We start from the raw sequence: 21,517 nt of genomic DNA, 5'->3' as shown, positions 1-21,517 counted from the left end.
AGTATTTCTGGCAAAATGATGAGGGTTATTCGCCGCGCGGGTAGCGCTGGCTTTCTTCGAGGATGTTCAGGTCCATGTGGTTGCGCATGTAGCGTTCGGACGCCTTCTGCAGCGGCTGGTAGTCCCACGGGTAGTAGGCCCCGTTGCGCAAAGCCTCGTAGACCACCCAGCGGCAAGCCTGTGACTGGCGCACGGCTGCGTCGAATTGGGCGAGATCCCAGCGCGCCTCGGATTTGGCGCGGAGCTGAGTAAGCGTGCCTTGGTGTGCTGGGTCGTCGGCGACATTGTTGAGTTCAAGCGGGTCGGCCTCAAGATCGAACAGTTGTTCGGGGTCCAGAGCGCATCTGGTGTATTTCCATTTCCCGTAGCGCAGGCAGACCAGCGGTGCGTAAGAGCCTTCGGCGGCGTATTCCATCGCCACCGGCGTGTCGCGGCTGCCGCCCTGCCCCAAGGGCACAAGGCTTTCGCCAGTCGTCCAGGGTTCAACCTCGGACATGTCGATGCCGGCCAGATCACAGAGGGTGGGTGTTACGTCGATGTTGCTGACGGGGGTTTCATTGAGGCCCGGTGCCATATCGGGGCTGGCAATCATCAAAGGCACGCGGGCGGAGCCCTCAAAGAAGGACATTTTAAACCACAGGCCGCGTTCGCCCAGCATGTCGCCGTGGTCAGAGACAAAGAGGATGGTCGCCTCTTGTCGCGTGTCCTCCAGTGTTTGGAGGAGTTCGCCCACCTTGTCATCCAGATAGGAGATATTCGCGAAATACGCGCGGCGGGCGCGTTTGATGTGGTCGTCTGTGATCGTGAAGTTGTCGCGGTCGTTGGCATCGAGGATGCGCTGCGAATGCGCGTCCTGCTCCTCATAGGGAATCGGGCCGACCTCTGGCATCAGATGGTCGCAGTTTTCGTAAAGATCCCAGTATTTCTTGCGTGCAACGTAGGGGTCGTGCGGGTGCGTGAAACTGACAGTCAGGCACCACGGGCGATCATCGTGGCCGCGTGCGAGGTCATAGAGTTTGCGGGTCGCGTTGTAGGCCACCTCGTCGTCGTATTCCATCTGGTTGGTGATTTCGGCCACGCCAGCGCCGGTGACCGACCCCATGTTGTGATACCACCAGTCAATCCGCTCGCCCGGTTTGCGGTAGTCAGGCGTCCAGCCGAAATCGGCGGGGTAAATATCGGTGGTCAAACGTTCTTCAAAGCCGTGCATCTGGTCGGGACCGACGAAATGCATCTTGCCGGACAAGCAGGTCTGATAACCCGCGCGCCGCAGGTGGTGCGCGTAGGTCGGGATGGTGGAGGAAAATTCGGCCGCATTGTCATAAACACCCGTGCGCGATGGCAGAAGGCCCGACATAAATGACGCCCGGCCCGGTGCGCAAAGAGGAGACGCAGTGTAGCAGTTCTGGAAGCGGGTTGACCGCGCCGCCAGTTTCTTGAGGTATGGCGCGTGCAACCAATCGGCAGGGCCGTCCGGGAAGAAGGTGCCGTTCAACTGGTCGACCATGATGATCAGGATATTCGGTTTGCTCATTGGGGGCGTCCTTCCAGTTCCATCCGCAACAGCGCCAGCACCTGAGCTGCGGCATCGGTGTCATCAGGTGCATTGCGCGCAAGACCTTGCCGCAGATAAAGCCCGTCGATCAGGCCTGCGAGGCGCTCCGCGGCACCCTTTGCCGCTGTCCCAATCAAAGGGCGAAGATCATGCATCAGGTTGCTGCGCAGGCGGCGCTGGTAGATCCGCAAAAGCCTGTGCGCCTCAGGCGAGGTCTGGGCCAGCACATAGAAATTCAGCCATGCCGCGATGACAGCCGGTTGAAAGTTCGTCGAGCCAAAGCTTGCATGGATGATGGCCTCAAGCCGTGCGCGGTGGCCGCTGGATTGCTCAAGTGCTGTTCGGACTTCGCTTGCATAGATGCCCAGCGTATGGCGCATCGCCGCCAGAAAGATCTGATCCTTGCCGCCAAAGTAGTGATGCGCCAACGCCGAGGACATGCCGGCGCGCTTTGCGATATTGCTGACCGTCACATCCAAGTTGCCAACCGCCCCGATTTCATCAATCGTTGCTTTCACGAGGGCCGCGCGGCGGATAGGTTCCATGCCAAGCTTGGGCATCTGTTTTCCTTATCAGTTGACGCAGGCCATTAAAATTGTTCTTTATTGACTCGTCAATCAAGAAAAACCAGGGAGACCCCGAATGAAACTGAAGTCATCTTTATCGGCAATGGCGATCGTCGCCGCAGCGCCTGTATTTGCAGACTGCGAAACCATCACATTCTCTGACGTCGGCTGGACCGACATTACGGCGACCACGGCAGCAACCACCGTCGTGCTTGAAGCATTGGGCTATGAAACTGACATCAAGGTCCTTTCGGTTCCTGTGACCTATATCTCGCTTGCAGAAGGCGACGTTGACGTCTTCTTGGGCAACTGGATGCCAACGATGGAAGCTGACATCGCGCCCTACCGCGAGGCCGGCACCGTCGATACCGTGCGCGCCAACCTTGAAGGTGCGAAATACACGCTGGCCACAAACGCCGCAGGCGCGGCGCTGGGCATTGATAACTTCGACGATCTGGCCGCCAATGCCGATGAGCTTGACGCCAAAATCTACGGCATTGAGCCCGGCAACGACGGAAACCGCCTGATTATGGATATGATCGCCGCAGACGCCTTTGGACTTGGCAGCGCGGACTTCGAAGTCGTCGAAAGCTCTGAGCAGGGTATGCTCGCGCAGGTGGACCGTGCCACAGGCCGCGATGAGCCGATCATCTTCCTTGGCTGGGAACCGCACCCGATGAACGCCAACTTTGACATGACCTACCTTGAAGGCGGCGACGACTGGTTCGGACCAAACCTTGGCGGCGCGACGGTCTTTACCAATACGACAGCCGGTTTTGCTGAAAGCTGCCCCAATGTCGGCGCGCTTCTCAACAACCTTGAATTCTCGCTTGCCATGGAGAACGAGATCATGGGCGCGATCCTCAACGATGGCGAAGACCCTGCGGATGCGGCAACAGCATGGCTCTCGGCAAACCCCGATGCCTATATGGCGTGGCTTGATGGCGTTACGACCAAAGACGGCGGTGATGCCGTTGCGGCCGTCAAAGCGTCCTTGGACATGTAAAACTGAAATGAAGGCGAGGTCAGGTGACCTCGCCTTTTTTCATGCGTAAAGGGGAGCGGCATGGACTGGTTGACAGAAAACAAGATACCGATCGGGGATTGGGCCGAAACGATCTTTGACTGGCTCAATGACAGTCTTGGTTTCTTCTTTGACTGGCTCTCTGAGGTCATGGAGGCGCTGATTGACGGCATCTTGTGGGTGCTTGAGACCCCGCACCCTTTGATCGTGATTGCTGCCTTTGCCACCCTCACATGGGTATTACAGCGCAATTGGAAAACCCCGCTTTTCGTCGTGCTCGGATTTCTCTTCATTCTTAATCAGGACTACTGGGAAGAAACGCTTGAGTCGCTGACGCTCGTCCTGTCGGCCTGTGTCGTCTGCATGGGAATAGGTGTGCCCATCGGGATCGCCGCAGCGCACCGGCCGCGTCTTTACCAGGCGATGGCGCCTGTGCTCGACCTGATGCAGACACTGCCAACTTTCGTTTATCTGATTCCGGCAATCGTGTTTTTCGGCATCGGCATGGTGCCGGGGCTGATCGCGACGGTTATCTTCGTTGTGCCTGCGCCTATCAGATTGACCCATCTAGGCATATCATCGACGCCAACGGCACTTCTGGAAGCGGCAGAGGCGTTTGGCGCGACAAAGCGGCAGGTCCTTTTCAAGGTTGAGCTACCATCCGCCCTGCCACAGATCATGACCGGCCTGAACCAGACCATCATGCTGTCGCTCTCGATGGTTGTGATTGCGGCCTTGGTCGGCGCAAGCGGACTTGGCGTGCCCGTCGTGCGCGCACTGAACACGGTAAATACATCACTCGGCTTTGAAAGCGGCTTTGTGATTGTGGTGGTCGCGATCATGCTGGACCGGATGCTGCGGGTGAAACAGAAATGAATGCTGTTGAGTTTGATAACGTCTCCATCGTTTTCGGAGACAAACCTGCCACCGCCCTGCCCCTGATGGACGAAGGGCTGGAACGGCCCGAAATCCGCGAGCGCACGAACCAGATTTTGGGGGTGCATAACTGCTCACTCAATGTTGAGGCGGGCGAGATCCTCGTGCTGATGGGCCTGTCGGGTTCTGGCAAATCGACGCTGCTGCGGTCGGTCAACGGGTTGAACCCCGTGATCCGCGGGGCAGTCAGGATCAACGATGGGGACTGGTCCTGCGATGTGGTGAATTGCTCGTCTGCCGACCTGAGGCGGGTCCGGCGCGAATGCGTGTCGATGGTGTTCCAACAATTCGGCTTGCTGCCATGGCGTTCGGTCCGCGACAACGTCGGGCTTGGCCTTGAACTGGCCGGAATGGAAAAATCCGCACGGCTGAAACGCGTCGATCAGGAGCTTGAGATGGTGGGCCTCGCCGACCGCGCCGATGCGCTTGTGGGCGAATTGTCAGGAGGGATGCAGCAGCGCGTGGGCCTTGCCCGTGCCTTTGCGACCGATGCGCCGATCCTACTGATGGACGAACCGTTTTCTGCTCTCGATCCGCTGATCCGCACGCGGTTGCAGGATGAACTGCTGGAGCTGCAAAGCCAGCGCGGGCGCACAATTATCTTCGTGAGCCACGATCTGGACGAAGCCTTCAAGATCGGGAACCGCATCGCCATTATGGAAGGTGGGCGCATCGTGCAATGTGGCACGCCGCGCGATATCTTCACCAATCCGGCGAATGAGTATGTGGCCGACTTTGTTGCGCATATGAATCCGCTCGGCGTGCTGACTGCCCGTGATGTGATGGTCGCCGGAAGCGCTGACGGTCTTGCAGTTGATGCCGAAACGCCCGTTCAAGAGATTATCCAGATTCTGAAGGGTGGCACGTTGCAAGTGACCGAAAACGCTCACCCTATCGGGCATATTACGCAAGCCTCGGTTCTGGCCCGCCTCGCGCCTGCGCCGACAGATTAGGTCTCGCAGCCCCATCACATAGGCAAAGTCGGGCAAATTCAGACTTTGGTTGCGTTCGTAGCGGGTGTCAGTTTGCGTCGGGCTACGGCCTCGCGCCATGTGATAAAGCTGACCGAGGCCATGATCACGGCCCCGCCAAGAATGACCCAGCCATCGACTGCTTCGCCAAAGACCACCGCACCCAGTGTGACGGCCCAGACGAGTTGCAAGAACGTCACCGGTTGCGTGACTGTCAGCGGCGCGGCAGCAAAGGCCAGTGTCATCGTGTAGTGCCCCGCCGTGGCGAAACACGCGACAAGGAAAAGCCATGCCAGCTGTTCCAGCGTTGGCGTCACCCACACAGCAATCGCAAAGGGTGCGAGGCCGACTGTGACTGTGATCGACAACATGCCAACAACCACAGGCGCAGAGACTTCGCCGGACAGTTGCTTGGCGATCAAATAGCCTGCCGCGAAAAAGATAGCCGTGCCCAACATCGCGATATGGCCGATCTCGACAGCCTTCATACCGGGACGCAAGATAATCACAGCACCAATCAGCGCGATGATCACTGCGGCAAGCCTGCGTGGGGGCAGCCTCTCGCCCAGAAACAGTGCCGCGCCAAGCGAAACATAGACCGGTGAGAGGTAGTTCATCGCCGTTACTTCCGCGATCGGGATGCGTGCCATTGCAAAGAACCACAGGATCACTGCAAGCGTGTGCATCGCGCCCCGCGCCCAGAAAAGTTTCTTTTGCCGACTGGTCAGATGTGCGGCCAGAATCGGCCTGATCATTGGCAGCAGAAACACCAGCCCCAACACGTAGCGCAGAAAAGCGGCCTGAGCGGCGGGCACGTCGCTGCCTACATGTTTGACCACGGCTGTCACACCGACAAACATCAAGCCCGTAACGACCATCCAAAAGACGCCGAGGACAGGTCTGGACTGGTTTTGTGTTTCCATGCGCTATGGGTCGCACCGTGGTGTGGGTGGTGCAACATAAATCGCTGGATGCCGCGCGCGTGAGGCCGTAACACAGGACACATGAAGATACTCTTTCTTGGCGATGTTATGGGCCGCGCGGGGCGCGCTGCTGTCACCAGCCACCTGCCCCGCCTGCGCGATGCGTGGAAACTCGATTTCGTTGTCGTGAACGGTGAAAACGCAACCGGCGGCATGGGCCTTTCAGAGGCGCATGCGAAGATACTCCTCGACGCAGGTGCGGACGTGGTTACCTTGGGCGACCATGCGTTCGATCAAAAGGACATGCTGGCCTTTATCGAAAAAGAACAGCGTATTATCCGCCCGATGAATTACTCCAAGGCCGCGCCGGGTGTAGGGGCGCGGGTCTACAATGCCCCGAACGGCCGCAAGGTGCTTGTGGCGCAGGTTCTTGGGCAGGTTTTCATGAAGCGCCCTTTTGATGACCCGTTCTCGGCACTTGATGCGGTGTTGCGGCAATACCCCATGGGCGGTCAGGTCGCAGCAAGTCTGATTGATGTCCACTGCGAAGCGACGTCCGAAAAAATGGCGACCGGGCACTTCTGCGATGGCCGCGCAAGTATTGTCGTGGGCACCCATACCCATGTGCCAACCTCTGACGCGATGATCCTGTCAGGCGGCACTGCCTATCTCACCGACGCGGGCATGTGCGGCGATTATAACTCGGTCATCGGGATGGAAAAAACCGAACCGCTTCGCCGGTTCATAACGGGAATGCCCAAGTCACGGTTCACACCTGCGATGGAGGATGCCACCCTTTCCGGTCTCTATGTGGAAACGGATAACCTGACGGGCAAGGCCACAAGGGTCGAGATGGTGCGTCAAGGCGGACGCTTGCAACAGGCCGGTCCCGCATGAGCGAATCCCGCATGCGGTTGACGGCGGTTCTGCTGCTTTTGGGATGTGGTTGGGGGTTGACGCAGCCTTTGGTCAAGATCACCGTCAGCGCTGGCTATCAGCCACTGGGGCTTGTCTTCTGGCAACTCCTCATCGGCGCAATTATTCTCGGGGTTTTTCAATGGCACCGATTGAAACGCCTACCATTCACCCCGATGACGCTGTTGGTCTGGCTTGTGATTGCATTGATCGGCACGATCATTCCGAACTCTTCAAGCTATCGCGCCGCCTTTCATCTGCCTTCTGGTGTGATGTCGATCGTCATTGCGACCATCCCGTTGATGGCATTCCCGATGGCCGTCGCCCTCGGCAATGACCATTTTTCCTGGCGCAGGTTAGCCGGACTGATGCTTGGGTTGGTCGGGGTCGGCCTGATCGCCCTGCCAGAAGCCAGCTTGCCAGAACGCGCGATGGTCGCGTTCCTGCCTTTGGCGCTTGTGGCCCCGTTTTGTTATGCGCTTGAAGGCAATATTGTCGCACGCTGGGGCACTGCGGGTCTTGACCCGATACAAGTCTTGTTTGGCGCCTCGGCCTTGGGCGCCGTGATCGCTCTGCCGCTTGCCCTGATCTCGGGCCAGTTTTTCGTGCCGCAAGCCCCTTTCATTTTGGCAGACTTTACCTTGGTGCTGGGCTCATTCGTCCATGTCGTTGTCTATGCGGGGTATGTCTGGCTGATCGGACGTGCCGGAGCCGTCTTTGCAGGACAGGTCAGCTATGTCGTGACCGGATCAGGTGTGATGTGGGCCATCATTCTTCTGAGTGAAAGCTATAGCATTTGGGTTTGGGCGGCTTTGGCATTAATGTTGGTTGGCATCTCGCAAGTCCGGCCTAGAGTTTCCGAGCAGCAAGCGGTTTTGGACACTTAATACCTATGGATCAGCTCTTTCCACTGACACAAATGCAAGGCGCCATCCTGACGATGGTTGTCGTGCTCGGTATGTTTGCGATGTTCTTGCGCGAAAGCTACCCAACAGAAGTCATCGCCATGGGTGGCATGTCTTTGCTGCTGGCGACCGGCGTTTTGCCTTACGAAGATGCTGTGGCTGTCCTGTCAAATCCTGCGCCGTGGACCATCGCCGCCATGTTTGTGATCGTCGGCGCACTCGTGCGGACCGGAGCTCTTAGCGCAATGACAGAGATTGCTGAGCGTCAAGCACGCATCAGTCCAGCGCGCGCGATCGCCGGGGGATTGGTCTTTGTGGCCTTTGCCAGTGCGATCATGAACAACACACCGCTCGTGGTCGTCATGATCCCGGTCTTTGTCCAACTCGCGAGGACGCTTGGCACATCGGCCTCAAAGCTGCTGATCCCTCTGAGCTACGCTGCGATTGTCGGTGGCACGATGACCCTGCTCGGCACTTCGACAAACCTGCTGGTAGACGGTGTCGCGCGCGCCTCGGGGCTACGCCCTTTTGGTATTCTGGAAATCCTGCCGGTGGGTCTGGTCGTCGTCGCATGGACATTCACATACCTCTATTTCATGGCACCCCGCCTTCTGCCTGATCGGCAAAGCATGGCCACAATGCTGTCCGACCGCTCCAAGAAGAAGTTCTTCTCTGAAGCGATCATCCCGCCGGACAGCAATCTGATCGGGCGCGAAGTCACCGATGTGCAGTTGTTCAAGCGCGACGGTGTTCGGTTGATCGACGTTGTCAGAGGTGACCAGTCGCTCCGTCGCAACCTCAAGGATGTGACCCTGCAAGTCGGCGATCGTGTCGTCTTGCGGACGGAAATGACCGAATTGCTGTCATTGCAACGCAACAAGGAACTCAGACGTGTTGATCAGCTCTCGGCGGTCGAAACCAAAACTGTTGAGGTGTTGATCACCCCGAACTGCAAGATGGTCGGTCGCAGAATGGGTGCAATGCGCCTGCGGCGGCGCTATTCGGTTTATCCGCTTGCCGTTCACCGGCGTGATGCAAACATCAGCAACCAGATTGATGAGATCGTCATCCGGGTCGGAGACACGATCCTTTTGGAAGGTGCACCCGAAGACATTCAGCGATTGGCTGAGGACATGAACCTTGGTGATGTCTCTGAAGCCTCGCAGCGCGCCTATCGCCGCAATCGCGCGCCCGTGGCCGTTGCCGTGTTGCTAGGTGTCGTGACATTGGCGGCATTGGGGGTCGCGCCGATCCTGATGCTCGCTATTCTGGGCGTCACCTTGGTGCTGCTGTTCCGCTGCATTGATGCGGACGAGGCGTTTTCATTCATTGATGGCCGTCTTCTGGCCCTGATCTTTGCCATGCTTGGCGTCGGTTCTGCGTTGCAGTCATCAGGAGCGGTGGGGATGATTGCCGATACGCTCTCGCCTGTGATGATGGTGCTGCCGCCCTTCTTCGTTGTGCTCTGTGTCTATCTGCTCTCAAGCATCCTGACTGAGCTTGTCTCGAACAACGCTGTAGCTGTCGTCATGACACCCATTGCCATCGGCTTGGCCAGTGCCTTGGGTGTCGATCCGCGGCCATTGGTGGTTGCGGTCATGATTGCGGCAAGCGCAAGTTTTGCCACGCCAATCGGCTATCAAACCAATACACTGGTCTATGGCCCCGGAGGCTACAAATTTGCTGACTTCCTGAAATTCGGCATTCCGCTGAATCTGTCGCTCGCCCCGATTGTGTCTTTCGTCATCCCCTTTATCTGGCCGCTCTAGGCGGGGTTGCGGGTCCCCGACGGGATGCCATATAGAGACGCAGATTTTCCGCGATTATCAGATGAGGTTTCTTCATGGCCGGCCATTCAAAATGGGCAAACATCCAGCACCGCAAGGGACGTCAGGATAAACTGCGTTCAAAGCTTTTTTCCAAGCTTGCCAAGGAAATCACCGTCGCCGCGAAGATGGGCGATCCCGACCCTGAAAAGAACCCGCGCCTGCGACTTGCCGTAAAGGAAGCCAAATCAAACTCTGTTCCGAAGGACGTGATCGAGCGGGCGATCAAGAAGTCACAAGGCGGCGACGCTGAGAACTACGACGAAATCCGTTATGAGGGCTACGGCCCCGGTGGTGTCGCCGTCATCGTCGAAGCCATGACCGATAACCGCAACCGCACAGCGTCGACGGTGCGATCAACGTTCTCGAAGAATGGTGGTAACCTTGGTGAGACCGGCTCTGTCGGCTTCATGTTCGATCGCAAGGGTGAAGTTGTCTATCCCGCCTCTGTCGGTGATGCGGATACCGTAATGATGGCGGCCATTGAAGCCGGTGCGGAAGATGTGCAGTCCGATGAAGACAACCATGTCATCATTTGCGCTGACACGGACCTCAATGACGTCGCAAACGCGCTGGAAGCAGATCTGGGCGAGAGCGAGTCAACAAAGCTGATCTGGAAACCCAACATGACGACCGAGGTCGATCTTGAAGGGCTGACAAAGCTGATGAAGCTCCTCGATACGCTTGAAGAGGACGACGATGTTCAGCGCGTCACGGCCAACTTTGAAGCATCCGACGACGTAATGGCAGCCTTCGCCGACGAGGGTTAAGCACGCTGCTTTCGCCGCGTTACGGCCGACTTCAGAAATTCATCCCAAACAACGCGGGGGATCAGGGTGTGATGATGCCCTGATCTGTCACGATCAAATCAAGCGGCTGGTCAGTGGCCTCAAGGGGGAGATCAGCGTCTTCCTGCGCTGCATAGGCGAAACCGATCGCCATCGTCGCTTGCTTTGACCGCAACCCTTCAAGCGTGCGGTCATAGAACCCGCCGCCGTAACCAAGCCGCCCGCCATCACGCGTAAACGCCACGAGTGGTACGATAAGGATCTGCGGCGTCATCCAGTCACCGGTTTGTGGTATTTTCGCGCCGAACTCTCCTTCGACCAGCGCGCTATCCGGTTCCCATATCCGAAATTTGAGCGGCTGCGCCGCGCCGATAATCACGGGCACGCCGACTGGTCCATGTACAGCAGCCTCTTGCATGGCTGGCAAGGGATCAATTTCGGTTCGCATGGGCATATAGCCAGCCAAAGGCACGCCGCGATAGCCAGCTAGCACCTCGCTGAGGTAACCAGCACAGGCAGCCCCGGGACGATGGGCCGCCTTTCGCCGCACAAAAGCCGCCGTGCGTGCGGATGACTTGTCGATCACAAGAGCCACACTGCGGCAAGACCGAGGAAAGCGAAAAAGCCGACAACGTCCGTCACGGTCGTCACAAACGCGCCCGAAGCCAAGGCCGGGTCGACGCCAAGCCGCTCAAGAATGACAGGGATGACCGTGCCTGCGAGCCCGGCGACAACGAGGTTGATCACCATTGCCACAGCAATAACGACGCCGAGCATAGGTGATCCGAACCACACGACGCCGACCACGCCCATCACCACGGCGAAGATCGCACCGTTGATCAACCCCACGAGAACTTCGCGCCGGATCACGCGCCAGACGTTTGCCGTGGTCAAGTCGCGCGTTGCCAACGCACGCACAGCCACTGTCAGTGACTGCGTCCCGGCATTCCCGCCCATGGACGCGACGATCGGCATCAAAACGGCGAGCGCGACAAGCCCGGCAATGGTTTCTTCAAACAGCGCAATGACGAGTGAAGCCAGAATGGCAGTGACCAGATTGACCGCAAGCCACGGAAACCGCTGTTTGGTCGTATCAATCACGCGGTCAGAAAGGCTCCCCTCACCGACACCGGCCAATCGCAGGATATCTTCCTCGGCTTCCTCTTCGAGAAACATCATGGCGTCATCGATAGTGATCACACCGACGATCCGGTCGTCGTCATCAACCACTGGTGCCGTGATCATGTGATAGTGGTTAATGGCCTGCGCCACCTCTTCGACATCTTGCTCAACATGGAACGTGCGGAAGCTGTCTTCGGTCAGTCTTTTGAGCGGCGTCGCGCGTGGATGACTGAGAATCCGGCCAAGTGTCACGTAACCGGTTGCCTTCAGTCGCGGGTCCACAAGAATGATATGGTAAAACTGATCTGGGAGGATCACGTCAGAGCGCAAGTAGTCGATCGCATCACCGACCGTCCAATCCTCAGGCGCACGCACCAGCTCTGACTGCATATGGCGGCCGGCTGACTCTTCGGGGTATGTGAGCGCCTGTTCGACCAAGACGCGGTCACCGGCATCCAGCGCGTCCAGCACTGCCTCTTGCTGTTCTTCATCAAGGTATTCGACGAGATCGACGACATCGTCGCTTTCGAGCTCACGCACCGCATCTGCCAACTCAGCAGGCGCGAGTTGCTCGATCACCTCTTCGCGCAAAGACTCGTCGAGTTCAGACAGCACTTCGCCTTCAAGTCCGCCCGGCCAGACGGTCAGAAGCTCGCGCCGCTGTCTCGCGTCGATTTGTTCTAGCAGGTGTGCAACGTCTGCCGCGTGCAATGGATCCAGCAGGCCCGCGACGCCCGGCCCGTCCTCTGCCTCGACAGCCTCAAGCACATCGGCACGCAAGCGTTCGGTGATACCGAATGCCTCATCTTCGGGGATCAATTCTTCTTCGGCCATGCTCTCTGTCCCTGCTTGCCCGCACCTTAATCCAAACGCGCAGTCGCACAACGGCGATTTCGGCGATTTACGCGCGCCTGAGGCAGACATATGTTGCGCGCATGACAAAACGACTGCTTTTGGGCCAGACGCTCTCTTTTTCTGCCAATCCGCTCCGCCAACCTTGGGAGGACTGCGTGCGCTTTGACAGCGCCGGAGGTGTCTTGATTGAAGGGTCACGTGTCGTAGCAGTCGACGGTGCCGCAAAGCTGCAATCAGCCCATCCCGATGCGATGGTGGTGGATTATGGAGATGCCCTCATTACAGCCGGGTTTGTGGATGCGCATATGCATTATCCGCAGACTGGCATGATCGCGAGTTGGGGCAAACAACTGATCGATTGGTTGAATACCTACACCTTCCCTGAGGAGGCGCGGTTCGGCGACCGAGCCTACGCCGATACGATTGCGCGCAGAACATGCGATCTTGCGATTGCACATGGCACGACGACGCTCACCAGTTTTTGCACAATCCATCCCGAAAGCGTCTCGGCCTTCTTCAGCGCCGCAGCAGAACGCAAGATGGCCGTTGTCGCCGGAAAAACCTGCATGGACCGCAATGCGCCCGAAAATCTGCGTGACTCGGCCCAATCCGCTTATGACGATAGCAAAAGGCTTTTGTCAGAATGGCACGGCAAGGGGCGCGCACACTACGCGATCACACCAAGGTTCTCGCCAACATCGACGCCAGATCAACTTGCGGCTCTGGGCGCGCTTTGGTCAGAGCACCCTGACTGCCTGATGCAGACACATCTTTCCGAACAGCATCCTGAAATCGCCTGGGTGCAAGACCTCTTTCCGGATGCACGGGACTATCTTGATACCTATGAGGCGTTCGGTCTGCTGGGGCCAAACGGCCTTTACGGCCATGCGATCCATCTGGAGCCGCGCGAGGTGGACCGTCTGTCAGAGGTTGGGGCCGCTGTCGTCCATTGCCCGACGTCGAACCTCTTTATCGGGTCAGGGCTTTTTGACGCGAACGGTCTTGCAAAGCGGGGGCTGCGTATTGGTCTCGCCACGGATACTGGCGGCGGCAGTTCTTTTTCGATGTTACGGACAATGGCGACAGCCTATGAGATCGGGCAGTTGCGCGGCACGGCATTACATCCGTCACAACTGATGTGGCTCGCGACGGAGGGTTCGGCGGAGGCACTGCATATGTCCGGCCAGATCGGGCACCTTGGCACTGGCGCGATGGCGGATATCACGGTTTTGGATCTGGCCTCGACAGATGCAATCGCGCAGCGCACTGCGCGCGCCGATGACATCTGGGATGCGCTCTTTCCGACCATCATGATGGGTGATGACCGCGCAATCAAAGATGTGTGGATTGCTGGCGAAAGGGCGTCAGCAGCCTGACGCGAGATTGAGCACCCAAATGTCACCTGCACGCCCGAGGCCATAATCTGTCATTCTTGCTGAAAGCATATTCCGGCGATGGCCCGGCGATGCAGCCCAATCTGCAAGAACCTCAGCCTCGGATCTCTGACCCATTGCGATGTTTTCGGCCGCAAACCGCAGGTCACAGCCTGACGCGGCCATTCGTGCCATCATCGTTGCACCATTCGGACCGTTTGGCGAACGATGGGAAAAATAGCCGCGCGCGCGCATATCATCAGCGTGAGCCTGTGCCGACCTTGTCAAAACCGCACTTTGTCGGACAGAACCAAGTCCGGCTTCCGCTCTGAAAGCGTTCAGCGCACGTGTGAAGTCATCAGTGGCGCGGACTGGTGCTTGCGAAACGTGGCCAATTTCCCGCGAAGGCGAGATTGGCACCGCAGCAACACAGGCCGTCAATGCCAAGAAAAGGGCGAGAATTGAGATGACCTTCACTGCGGGTTCCTGCTGGGCTGCTTTTCGTCGAAGACACACCACCTTTGTGGCCGCAGTTTGTCTGCACGAAAAGCGTCCGTTTATCCGTCAGCAAGTATTTGCGCGAGAGTGTTCTGTCGCGTGATTGCACTTGGCAAGTCGAACGAGACGACCTCCCCTTCAGAGACGATCTGGCGGCCCTCAACGAAAAGAGCATTCACGCGCGACCCGCCGGCAAGAAGAAACGCTGCCGGGTCCCACGAACCAGCCATCTCTACCGTGTCCAGATCCCAAACGGCGATATCAGCCCGTTTGCCAGGTGCAATCTGACCACAGTCTGTTCGGCCCAAAACGGCCGCACCTCCACGGGTGGCAATCTCAAGCGCCTCGCGCGTCGACATCGCGTCAGCGCCGCTTTGCACCCGCTGCAACAGCATGGCCTGTCGCGCTTCAAGTGCGATATTGCCGATGTCGTTGCTTGCTGAACCGTCCACTCCGAGGCTGACTGGGACGCCTGCGTCTCTCATCGCCCTGACAGGTGCAATGCCTGACCCCAATCTGCAGTTCGAACAGGGGCAATGCGCCACGCCTGTCTTTGTGCGTGCAAACAGATCAATCTCGCGGCCATCGAGTTTGACGCAATGCGCATGCCAAACGTCATCGCCCGTCCACCCGAGATCTTCGGCATATTGCCCCGGCCTAGATCCAAAGGTGGCAAGCGAGTAGGCGACATCTTCGTCATTCTCCGCCAGATGCGTATGCATCATCACCCCCTTGTCGCGGGCGAGAATTGCCGCGTCACGCATCAGGTCACGGCTCACCGAAAACGGGCTGCAAGGCGCAACGCCGACACGCACCATGGCGCCCGGTGCGGGATCGTGAAACGCATCGATGACCCTGATGCAGTCCTCCAGAATGGCGGCTTCGTTTTCGACAAGCGTGTCCGGCGGCAATCCACCGGCGCTTTCGCCGATGCTCATCGCGCCTCTTGTCGCATGAAAGCGCAAACCCACATCATTTGCGGCGGCGATGGTATCATCAAGACGCGCACCGTTCGGGTAGAGATAGAGATGATCAGAAGTCAGCGTACAGCCCGAAAGCGCTAGTTCCGCCAGACCGATTTGTGCCGAGATATACATCTCCTCTGGACCGAACCTTGCCCAAATCGGATAAAGCGTCTTCAGCCATCCGAAAAGTAGCGCATCCTGCGCGCCTGGCACAGCTCTGGTCAGTGTTTGATAGAGGTGATGGTGTGTATTCACGAGGCCCGGCGTAAGAAGCTTGCCCCTGGCATCGAAGATCGTGGCCCCGACCGTTTCAAGTCCCGGCCCGACGTCGACAATCACGCCCTTGCTGATCAGCACGTCCTGATTTTGAAGTTCCCGCCTTTGATCATCCATCGTCAGGATGATCTGTGCGTCCTTGATCAATAAATCAGGCACGAAGACTTGCCTTCAGTTGTGACATCGCCTCTGTGTGAATTTCGGGGTTGGCAGCGGCAAGCGCACGGCCACCGGCGTGGGCCGGTCCGCCTTCCCAGTCTGTCACCATGCCGCCCGCCGCCTCAATAACGGCTATGGGGGCTTGAATATCGTAAGCATTCAGCCCCGCCTCGATGACCAGATCAATCTGCCCTGCGGCCAAAAGGGCATAGGCGTAGCAATCCATCCCGTAGCGTGTCAGCCGCGCCCTTCCCGCGACGCTCTCGAATGCGCGGCGCTCAGCCGGTTCGCCTACCTCTGGAAACGTGGTGAACACGGTCGCTTCGTTCAAGGCGCGAGGCGGACGGGTCTGAAGCGCAGTCTCACCCTGCGGGCCGCGGACACGCGCCTTGCCAAACCCTCCGGTAAACCGTTCGCCAATATAGGGTTGATCAATGATGCCAAGCACTGGCCCGGATGCATCGCCGACGGCAATCAGGACGCCCCACGTCGGTGTGCCGCTGATGAATCCGCGTGTCCCGTCAATCGGGTCCAGCACCCATGTGAGCCCTGTCGTGCCTTCAGTGACACCGTGTTCCTCGCCCAGTATGCCGTCCTGTGGTCTTTGAGCGGACAAAATCTCGCGCATCGCGGCCTCGGCGTCACGATCAGCGATTGTCACGGGATCGAAATGGTCGCCACTTTTGTCTTCAGCACGCAAGCTGGGCTGCCGGAAATGTCGAAGGGTCACCTCGCGCGCAGCATCTGCCAACGCATTGGCAACGCCTAAAAGCTCATCCTGGAGTGACTTTTCCAGCGTCATATTGGTGTCCCTTCCCGTGTCGCACTCACCAAAGCCGGTAGCGTTTCTCTCACGGGAAGGTCAAGCACAGTCGCCAGACGGGCGTCAGGCAGCCTCGCTCAGGACCCTTGCCAGGTCGAACAGGCGGCGCCGCTGATTTTCCGGAATTGCGTAATAGGACCGCAACAGCTCAAGCGCTTCCTTGTCTGTCAGAATATCACCGGGCAGGTCATTCGGCTTGCCAGCCGATTTCTGATCCTCGCTCAATCCTTCGAAAAAGAAGGCCACATCAACATTCAGGACATTCGCGATATCCCAAAGGCGCGATGCGCTGACCCGGTTCATGCCGGTTTCGTATTTCTGAATTTGCTGGAATTTGATTCCAACCGCCTCAGCAAGTTGTTGCTGGGTCGTTCCGTTCATCCAGCGCCGATGGCGAATACGCTTACCGACATGGACGTCTACTGGGTGTTTCATTTCACTTCCTTACTCTTCACGATCATGACTTCACCGGTACGTCCGGCACCAGAGACCAACACACTGCCCCTGAACATCATACTGTTCGCCCGTCTTGCATGAACCGACCCCAACAAACACGCAACGGTTGCATGTGGGTTCCTACCCTTAAAGACAGGCTATTGCTTAAACCTAGCAGGTTTTCGCCGAAAAATCTCCATTTTACTTCCACCGTGTCTAAGTCGATAAGCGTAATGAAGCCCTAACAATGATGAGGAAAAACAGAATGCGCGCTTTTCAGGTTACTTCGTTTGATGCTCCACCTGAAGTTGTCGAGCTGCCCGATCCAGAGCCGAAACCCGGCGAGGTCCTGCTCGATATCAGCGCGTGCGGCCTGAATTTCGCCGATTTGCTTATGTCGACCGGCCGTTACCAAGACACCCCTGAGCCGCCATTCACGCTCGGCATGGAGGTTTGCGGCACGGTGGCTGCGTTGGGTGAAGGCGTCACTGAGCCTGCAATCGGGACGCGCGTCGCCGTCTTTGGCGGTCAAGGCGGACTCGCGGAAAAAGGGTGTTTTCCCGCAGCCCTATGCCGACCGGTTCCTGACACGATGGACGACACATCTGCCGCGGCTTTCATGGTCGCCTACGGGACCTCACATCTTGTGCTGACCAGACGCGCCAGGTTGCAAGAAGGCGAGACGCTGCTTGTGCTCGGTGCAGCCGGCGGTGTCGGCCTGACAGCTATCGAGGTGGGCAAGGCGTTGGGCGCGCGGGTGATCGCTGTGGCGCGCGGCGCCGACAAACTCGAGGTCGCCAAAGCAGCCGGTGCTGATCATCTGATTGACAGCGACACCGACGATATCAAGGCCGCGGTGAAGGCGCTCGGGGGCGCAGATGTTGTCTACGATCCGGTGGGGGGTGACGCGTTCAAAGCGGCACTGGGCGCCTGCAACAGAGAAGCGCGCGTGATCGTCATTGGCTTTGCCAGCGGTGACGTGCCGCAGATTCCGGCGAACATTCTTCTGGTCAAGAATATCACCGTCATCGGCTTCTATTGGGGCGGGTATCTGAAATTCAACGCAGAGGCGCTGAGCGACAGCCTGGCAGAACTCATGGAATGGCACGCTTTAGGGAAACTCAAACCGCACGTCAGTCACACACTGCTGCTCACGGATGCTGCCGAAGCGCTAGACTTGCTTCGAACGCGGAAATCGACAGGTAAGGTGGTCGTCACGCCTTAACGAGCTGCGGCTTCAGCGAAGGTGTCGCGTAGGCGTGTGCCAGAATATCGGCCATGACCTCGCTTGGGTGGTCATCAGGTTCCTGAACGTAAAGATTGATGTTCTGCGTCTTAAGCGGCGGTAGTATGCCACCATGATCAATCACCTCGGTATGAGTTGGCAAGCTGCCTTTGAGCGCGACATGCACTGCCAGATCGGCGCTGACGGCAGCCTCGACCGCATTATCCATCTCTGACTCAACGGCCATGTACCACTCGTTGCCGTTTGCATTGAGCGCACGCAACACACCGCTGCGAAAGATACAATTGCTGCAGAAGGCAACTGGCAAGGGGGACTTTCGCCATGCGGTGCCGTTCTTGGCGCCCGCCCACAGCAGAGGCAGTTCAACCATCACTTTTCCGCCAGGCCCGCAGGCTTCCTCTGTCGTCACAATAAGGTCCACCTCTCCGCGCGAAAACATATCAAGCAGCTTGCGCGTTGGTGCGGAGATCAGCCTCACATTCATGCGTGGAAATTCTGCGGCAAATCGCTTCAACACGTTCGGGATCGCCGGATAGATCACGTCATGCGGCACGCCCAAACGAAGCTCACCTTCGTATTCGGTGGCGGTAAGCCGCGAGTAGACCTCATCATTGATGGCCAACAACCGGCGCGCATAACCCAAAAGCTGCTCGCCCGCCGGAGTGACCGAAATAGATCGTGCTGTGCGGTCCAGCAACTTCTGGTCAAGCGACTCCTCAAGTCGTTTCAGCTGCATGGACACCGCCGACTGCGTGAGGTTCAGAACACCAGCGGCTCTGGTGACACCGCCACTTTCGGCGACGGCAACAAATGACCTGAGTGCAGTCAAATCGAGGTTCCGCGGCATATCAAATTCCTTGATGCTTGCTTTCAAACATATTCGTTTTTCTTATGGCATCATCCTGCATATGTATCAAGCATCGAAATACGAACTGCCGCATTGATCACGAATGGAGATATCAGATGAGCATCTCAGTTTACCACGCCACCCAGAAATCAACCGCGAGCGGCATCTCCCGTTTGCTGCCTGGCGCAATCATCAAGATGTTTGCGTTGGCAAGACAGCGCCGCGCTCTCGATGAACTGCCCGATCATCTGCTTGAAGACATCGGCAAGACACGGGTCGAGGCCGCAAAAGAAGCAGCCCGCGCACCTTGGGATGTGCCTGCTTACTGGCGTGGTTAGATCGAAAAACAGGCGGAGTGCGACATTCCCGCCCAAAACGATCAGAATTAACCGAATGAGCACATGAGAGCCTTGAAAAACTGGACGTCGCTGCCAATATCCTTCCCAAGGATGCCGGAAGCGGCGCCGCTGTTTATTTTGGAGGACATTATGGCTCAATATGAGACAGTCAAAACGGTCGGCGGGGTCCGCACGGCCGCTATCGACGAAGGGCTCCGCGCCCACATGAACAAAGTCTACGGAACAATGTCCGTAGGTATGCTGATCACATTTGCTGTTGCATGGGCGATTGGTACATCGCCAGCCCTGCTTGGCATCTTCCGTGATCCTGTGACACTGCAGCCAAACATTCTCGGCTGGATTGTGATGTTTGCACCGTTGGCCATGGTTTTTGGCTTCGGTGCCATGATCAACCGCTTCTCCGCGGCCGCAGCGCAGACGTTCTTTTACGTGTTTGCTGCCGTTATGGGTCTGTCGTTGTCGTGGATCTTCGTGGCCTTCACCGGCCTGTCGATTGCAAACGTCTTCTTGATCACATCGATCGCCTTCGCTGGTCTTAGCCTCTACGGTTACACCACAAAGAAGGACCTGTCCGGCTGGGGTACATTCCTTGTAATGGGTGTGATTGGTCTGGTCGTTGCGATGATTGTAAACATCTTCCTGCAGTCGCCAGCGATCATGTTCGCAATCTCCGTCCTTGGTGTGCTGATCTTTGCGGGCCTCACCGCATATGACACGCAGCGGATCAAGTCTGAGTATGTCGCACACGCACAGCACGGCGATCAGGAATGGTTGGCGAAATCGGCAATCATGGGAGCGTTGAACCTGTATCTGAACTTCATCAACATGTTCATCTTCCTGCTGCAACTGTTCGGCAATCGCGAATAACGCTTGAAGAACCTGAACGATTTGGGGCTGATGGAAACATCAGCCCCTTTTCTTTTGCGCAAAGGCTACAGGTCCCAATGTCACTGCCAATCACATCCCTCTCTGCCATCTTTGCGGCCGCTCTGATCACGGTCCTGACGGTGCAGGTGATCAGGCTCAGGCGCAAGGACGGGGTTGTGCTTGGCGATAACGGGGACCGGGTCCTCGCAAAAGCGATCAGGGGTCACGCCAACGCTACAGAACAGTTGCCTATCGCGCTCATCCTCATGGGGCTCGCAGAAGTTCAGGGCGCGCCACCCGCGTTGTTGTGGCTGTCAGCAGCAGCGCTGATCGCTGGGCGGACTATGCATGCCACCTACTTCGGCATTCACGGCATGCACTGGAAGCTGCGCTTCTACGGTATGTGGCTGACCTTCGCAGCGCAGGTCTTGCTCATCCTGTCTTTGCTGATTGCACTGCTCAGCTGACACCTATCACTTTGCCCAAATACTCCGGGGTGAGCGGCCATGGGCCGCGAGGGGCAGCGCCCCTTCTCTCTTGCGCCAAAGAAAAAGGCCGCACTCAGGTGCGGCCTTCTCACTGTCCAGTACGGCAGATCGCTTACTTGATCTTGCCTTCTTTATAGTCGACGTGCTTGCGCGCAACGGGATCGTACTTCTTGATGACCATTTTCTCGGTCATTGTACGCGCGTTCTTCTTTGTCACATAGAAATGCCCGGTCCCCGCAGTGGAGTTCAGGCGGATCTTGATGGTGGTTGGCTTCGCCATGTCTCATCTCTCCTGATTGCGGGCCACTTCGGCACGACGCATGAATCTCGATTGAAGCTGCCTTTTACCCTTGGCATCCTGCGAGTCAACCGCAAACGCACGTCAAATAGGCCGAATATGCGCGGACGGCCTATAAGCCGGATTCTGTCCTCCGCCAAAGGCGGATGGATGACCATTCATCTGGAGCGTCTGTTGCCAGACGCCCTCTAGCTGCCAACCCGAACCACATGAGCCTCAAGCCTGCCCGTGGCTGATATCCTGCGAGCAGGATCACCACCACGCGTGGTCCCTATTTGGCATTGCTCCCGGTGGGGCTTGCCATGCCGCTGGTGTTGCCACCCGCGCGGTGGGCTCTTACCCCACCGTTTCACCTTTTCCTGTCCCGCAGGACAGGTAGTCTGTTCTCTGTGGCGCTATCCCTAGGGTTACCCCCGCCGGGCGTTACCCGGCACCGTGCTTTTCGGAGTCCGGACTTTCCTCGAACCTCAAGGCCCGCGGCCATCCAGCCATCCGCG

At 57.8% G+C, this 21,517-nt stretch carries 23 protein-coding genes and 1 other RNA gene; 12 read left to right on the top strand and 12 right to left on the bottom strand.

Going from position 1 to position 21,517, the window contains the following annotated elements:
* Positions 1-25: 25 nt before the first annotated feature.
* Both betC and betI read right to left on the bottom strand, forming a co-directional pair.
* Entirely contained in the window at positions 26-1,534 is a 1,509-nt protein-coding gene (betC, locus tag BM316_RS02805; protein ID WP_090203711.1) for a choline-sulfatase, read from the bottom strand.
* Positions 1,531-2,115, bottom strand: coding sequence for a choline-binding transcriptional repressor BetI (betI, locus tag BM316_RS02800; RefSeq protein ID WP_090203708.1), 585 nt, complete (start codon positions 2,113-2,115; stop codon positions 1,531-1,533). Before betI ends, betC begins: the two co-directional genes overlap by 4 nt.
* A gap of 82 nt (positions 2,116-2,197) precedes the next feature.
* Here betI and choX point away from each other — a divergent pair, with 82 nt between their 5' ends.
* The 3 genes from choX to choV are packed head-to-tail and all read left to right on the top strand — an operon-like array spanning position 2,198 to position 5,034.
* A complete protein-coding gene (gene choX / locus BM316_RS02795; protein WP_090203706.1) occupies positions 2,198-3,127 on the top strand; it encodes a choline ABC transporter substrate-binding protein in 930 nt (309 codons plus the stop codon).
* Between the two features lie 60 nt (positions 3,128-3,187).
* Complete coding sequence (gene choW / locus BM316_RS02790; protein WP_090203704.1) at positions 3,188-4,021, top strand: choline ABC transporter permease subunit; 834 nt, start codon at positions 3,188-3,190, stop codon at positions 4,019-4,021.
* Positions 4,018-5,034, top strand: a complete 1,017-nt coding sequence (choV, locus tag BM316_RS02785; RefSeq protein WP_090203701.1) for a choline ABC transporter ATP-binding protein — start codon at positions 4,018-4,020, stop codon at positions 5,032-5,034. The genes choW and choV overlap by 4 nt, the downstream gene beginning before the upstream one ends.
* Before the next feature lie 38 nt (positions 5,035-5,072).
* Here the strand turns inward: choV and BM316_RS02780 are convergent, their stop codons facing one another.
* Positions 5,073-5,975: a DMT family transporter gene (locus BM316_RS02780; protein ID WP_090203698.1), complete on the bottom strand. Its 903-nt coding sequence runs from the start codon at positions 5,973-5,975 to the stop codon at positions 5,073-5,075.
* An 81-nt stretch (positions 5,976-6,056) separates the two neighbouring features.
* On the opposite strand from BM316_RS02780, the gene BM316_RS02775 reads away from it, so the two are divergent.
* The 4 genes from BM316_RS02775 (at position 6,057) to BM316_RS02760 (ending at position 10,391) form a co-directional block, all read left to right on the top strand.
* A complete protein-coding gene (locus BM316_RS02775; protein WP_090203695.1) occupies positions 6,057-6,872 on the top strand; it encodes a TIGR00282 family metallophosphoesterase in 816 nt (271 codons plus the stop codon).
* On the top strand, positions 6,869-7,777 hold the full coding sequence (locus BM316_RS02770) for a DMT family transporter (protein ID WP_090203692.1): 909 nt from the start codon (positions 6,869-6,871) through the stop codon (positions 7,775-7,777). Before BM316_RS02775 ends, BM316_RS02770 begins: the two co-directional genes overlap by 4 nt.
* Before the next feature lie 5 nt (positions 7,778-7,782).
* Positions 7,783-9,564 carry an SLC13 family permease gene (locus tag BM316_RS02765; protein WP_090203689.1) on the top strand — a complete coding sequence of 594 codons (1,782 nt, stop codon included), beginning with the start codon at positions 7,783-7,785 and terminating at the stop codon, positions 9,562-9,564.
* A 74-nt stretch (positions 9,565-9,638) separates the two neighbouring features.
* Positions 9,639-10,391, top strand: a complete 753-nt coding sequence (locus tag BM316_RS02760; RefSeq protein WP_090203686.1) for a YebC/PmpR family DNA-binding transcriptional regulator — start codon at positions 9,639-9,641, stop codon at positions 10,389-10,391.
* A 61-nt stretch (positions 10,392-10,452) separates the two neighbouring features.
* On the opposite strand, the gene BM316_RS02755 is transcribed toward BM316_RS02760, so the two are convergent.
* Both BM316_RS02755 and mgtE read right to left on the bottom strand, forming a co-directional pair.
* Complete coding sequence (locus tag BM316_RS02755; protein WP_090203684.1) at positions 10,453-10,995, bottom strand: 5-formyltetrahydrofolate cyclo-ligase; 543 nt, start codon at positions 10,993-10,995, stop codon at positions 10,453-10,455.
* Complete coding sequence (gene mgtE, locus BM316_RS02750; protein WP_090203681.1) at positions 10,992-12,365, bottom strand: magnesium transporter; 1,374 nt, start codon at positions 12,363-12,365, stop codon at positions 10,992-10,994. The genes BM316_RS02755 and mgtE overlap by 4 nt, the downstream gene beginning before the upstream one ends.
* Positions 12,366-12,466: 101 nt before the next feature.
* On the opposite strand from mgtE, the gene guaD reads away from it, so the two are divergent.
* The gene (guaD, locus tag BM316_RS02745) at positions 12,467-13,762 is read left to right on the top strand and encodes a guanine deaminase (protein WP_090203678.1); all 1,296 of its coding nucleotides are present in this window, start codon (positions 12,467-12,469) and stop codon (positions 13,760-13,762) included.
* Here the strand turns inward: guaD and BM316_RS02740 are convergent.
* From BM316_RS02740 to BM316_RS02725, 4 genes are all read right to left on the bottom strand, one after another.
* Positions 13,751-14,236 carry a CAP domain-containing protein gene (locus BM316_RS02740; protein WP_165606528.1) on the bottom strand — a complete coding sequence of 162 codons (486 nt, stop codon included), beginning with the start codon at positions 14,234-14,236 and terminating at the stop codon, positions 13,751-13,753. The genes guaD and BM316_RS02740 overlap by 12 nt on opposite strands.
* A gap of 80 nt (positions 14,237-14,316) precedes the next feature.
* Positions 14,317-15,657, bottom strand: coding sequence for an 8-oxoguanine deaminase (locus tag BM316_RS02735; RefSeq protein WP_090203673.1), 1,341 nt, complete (start codon positions 15,655-15,657; stop codon positions 14,317-14,319).
* Positions 15,650-16,459, bottom strand: coding sequence for a histidinol-phosphatase (hisN, locus tag BM316_RS02730; RefSeq protein ID WP_090203670.1), 810 nt, complete (start codon positions 16,457-16,459; stop codon positions 15,650-15,652). The genes BM316_RS02735 and hisN overlap by 8 nt, the downstream gene beginning before the upstream one ends.
* A gap of 84 nt (positions 16,460-16,543) precedes the next feature.
* Positions 16,544-16,915 (bottom strand): helix-turn-helix domain-containing protein, encoded by a 372-nt coding sequence (locus BM316_RS02725; protein WP_090203669.1) that lies wholly within the window; start codon positions 16,913-16,915, stop codon positions 16,544-16,546.
* A gap of 265 nt (positions 16,916-17,180) precedes the next feature.
* Here BM316_RS02725 and BM316_RS02720 point away from each other — a divergent pair, with 265 nt between their 5' ends.
* The gene (locus BM316_RS02720) at positions 17,181-18,140 is read left to right on the top strand and encodes an NADPH:quinone oxidoreductase family protein (protein WP_090203666.1); all 960 of its coding nucleotides are present in this window, start codon (positions 17,181-17,183) and stop codon (positions 18,138-18,140) included.
* On the opposite strand, the gene BM316_RS02715 is transcribed toward BM316_RS02720, so the two are convergent.
* Positions 18,130-19,008 carry a LysR family transcriptional regulator gene (locus BM316_RS02715; protein ID WP_090207416.1) on the bottom strand — a complete coding sequence of 293 codons (879 nt, stop codon included), beginning with the start codon at positions 19,006-19,008 and terminating at the stop codon, positions 18,130-18,132. The two genes, BM316_RS02720 and BM316_RS02715, sit on opposite strands and share 11 nt — an antisense overlap.
* A gap of 116 nt (positions 19,009-19,124) precedes the next feature.
* On the opposite strand from BM316_RS02715, the gene BM316_RS02710 reads away from it, so the two are divergent.
* From BM316_RS02710 to BM316_RS02700, 3 genes are all read left to right on the top strand, one after another.
* A complete protein-coding gene (locus BM316_RS02710; RefSeq protein ID WP_090203663.1) occupies positions 19,125-19,346 on the top strand; it encodes a DUF1127 domain-containing protein in 222 nt (73 codons plus the stop codon).
* 150 nt (positions 19,347-19,496) lie between these two features.
* On the top strand, positions 19,497-20,234 hold the full coding sequence (locus BM316_RS02705) for a Bax inhibitor-1/YccA family protein (protein ID WP_090207414.1): 738 nt from the start codon (positions 19,497-19,499) through the stop codon (positions 20,232-20,234).
* A gap of 77 nt (positions 20,235-20,311) precedes the next feature.
* Positions 20,312-20,701: an MAPEG family protein gene (locus BM316_RS02700; protein WP_090203660.1), complete on the top strand. Its 390-nt coding sequence runs from the start codon at positions 20,312-20,314 to the stop codon at positions 20,699-20,701.
* A 133-nt stretch (positions 20,702-20,834) separates the two neighbouring features.
* On the opposite strand, the gene rpmG is transcribed toward BM316_RS02700, so the two are convergent.
* Entirely contained in the window at positions 20,835-21,002 is a 168-nt protein-coding gene (gene rpmG / locus BM316_RS02695) for a 50S ribosomal protein L33 (RefSeq protein ID WP_045995705.1), read from the bottom strand.
* A gap of 117 nt (positions 21,003-21,119) precedes the next feature.
* Positions 21,120-21,516, bottom strand: an RNA gene (gene rnpB, locus BM316_RS02690) — RNase P RNA component class A.
* Between the last annotated feature and the right edge of the window lies 1 nt (position 21,517).

Source organism: Yoonia litorea, from assembly GCF_900114675.1.
Lineage (GTDB): Bacteria > Pseudomonadota > Alphaproteobacteria > Rhodobacterales > Rhodobacteraceae > Yoonia > Yoonia litorea.
This window is presented reverse-complemented; position numbering and strand designations above follow the sequence as displayed.

Coding starts and splice junctions, on each gene's coding strand:
- BM316_RS02780 (WP_090203698.1), bottom strand. CDS start 5,975: ATGGAAACACAAAACCAGTCCAGACCTGTCCTCGGCGTCTTTTGGATG.
- hisN (WP_090203670.1), bottom strand. CDS start 16,459: ATGACGCTGGAAAAGTCACTCCAGGATGAGCTTTTAGGCGTTGCCAAT.
- BM316_RS02715 (WP_090207416.1), bottom strand. CDS start 19,008: ATGCCGCGGAACCTCGATTTGACTGCACTCAGGTCATTTGTTGCCGTC.
- BM316_RS02705 (WP_090207414.1), top strand. CDS start 19,497: ATGGCTCAATATGAGACAGTCAAAACGGTCGGCGGGGTCCGCACGGCC.
- BM316_RS02710 (WP_090203663.1), top strand. CDS start 19,125: ATGAGCATCTCAGTTTACCACGCCACCCAGAAATCAACCGCGAGCGGC.
- BM316_RS02760 (WP_090203686.1), top strand. CDS start 9,639: ATGGCCGGCCATTCAAAATGGGCAAACATCCAGCACCGCAAGGGACGT.
- BM316_RS02700 (WP_090203660.1), top strand. CDS start 20,312: ATGTCACTGCCAATCACATCCCTCTCTGCCATCTTTGCGGCCGCTCTG.
- choV (WP_090203701.1), top strand. CDS start 4,018: ATGAATGCTGTTGAGTTTGATAACGTCTCCATCGTTTTCGGAGACAAA.
- BM316_RS02775 (WP_090203695.1), top strand. CDS start 6,057: ATGAAGATACTCTTTCTTGGCGATGTTATGGGCCGCGCGGGGCGCGCT.
- BM316_RS02770 (WP_090203692.1), top strand. CDS start 6,869: ATGAGCGAATCCCGCATGCGGTTGACGGCGGTTCTGCTGCTTTTGGGA.
- BM316_RS02720 (WP_090203666.1), top strand. CDS start 17,181: ATGCGCGCTTTTCAGGTTACTTCGTTTGATGCTCCACCTGAAGTTGTC.
- betC (WP_090203711.1), bottom strand. CDS start 1,534: ATGAGCAAACCGAATATCCTGATCATCATGGTCGACCAGTTGAACGGC.
- mgtE (WP_090203681.1), bottom strand. CDS start 12,365: ATGGCCGAAGAAGAATTGATCCCCGAAGATGAGGCATTCGGTATCACC.
- BM316_RS02725 (WP_090203669.1), bottom strand. CDS start 16,915: ATGAAACACCCAGTAGACGTCCATGTCGGTAAGCGTATTCGCCATCGG.
- choX (WP_090203706.1), top strand. CDS start 2,198: ATGAAACTGAAGTCATCTTTATCGGCAATGGCGATCGTCGCCGCAGCG.
- BM316_RS02765 (WP_090203689.1), top strand. CDS start 7,783: ATGGATCAGCTCTTTCCACTGACACAAATGCAAGGCGCCATCCTGACG.
- choW (WP_090203704.1), top strand. CDS start 3,188: ATGGACTGGTTGACAGAAAACAAGATACCGATCGGGGATTGGGCCGAA.
- guaD (WP_090203678.1), top strand. CDS start 12,467: ATGACAAAACGACTGCTTTTGGGCCAGACGCTCTCTTTTTCTGCCAAT.
- betI (WP_090203708.1), bottom strand. CDS start 2,115: ATGCCCAAGCTTGGCATGGAACCTATCCGCCGCGCGGCCCTCGTGAAA.
- rpmG (WP_045995705.1), bottom strand. CDS start 21,002: ATGGCGAAGCCAACCACCATCAAGATCCGCCTGAACTCCACTGCGGGG.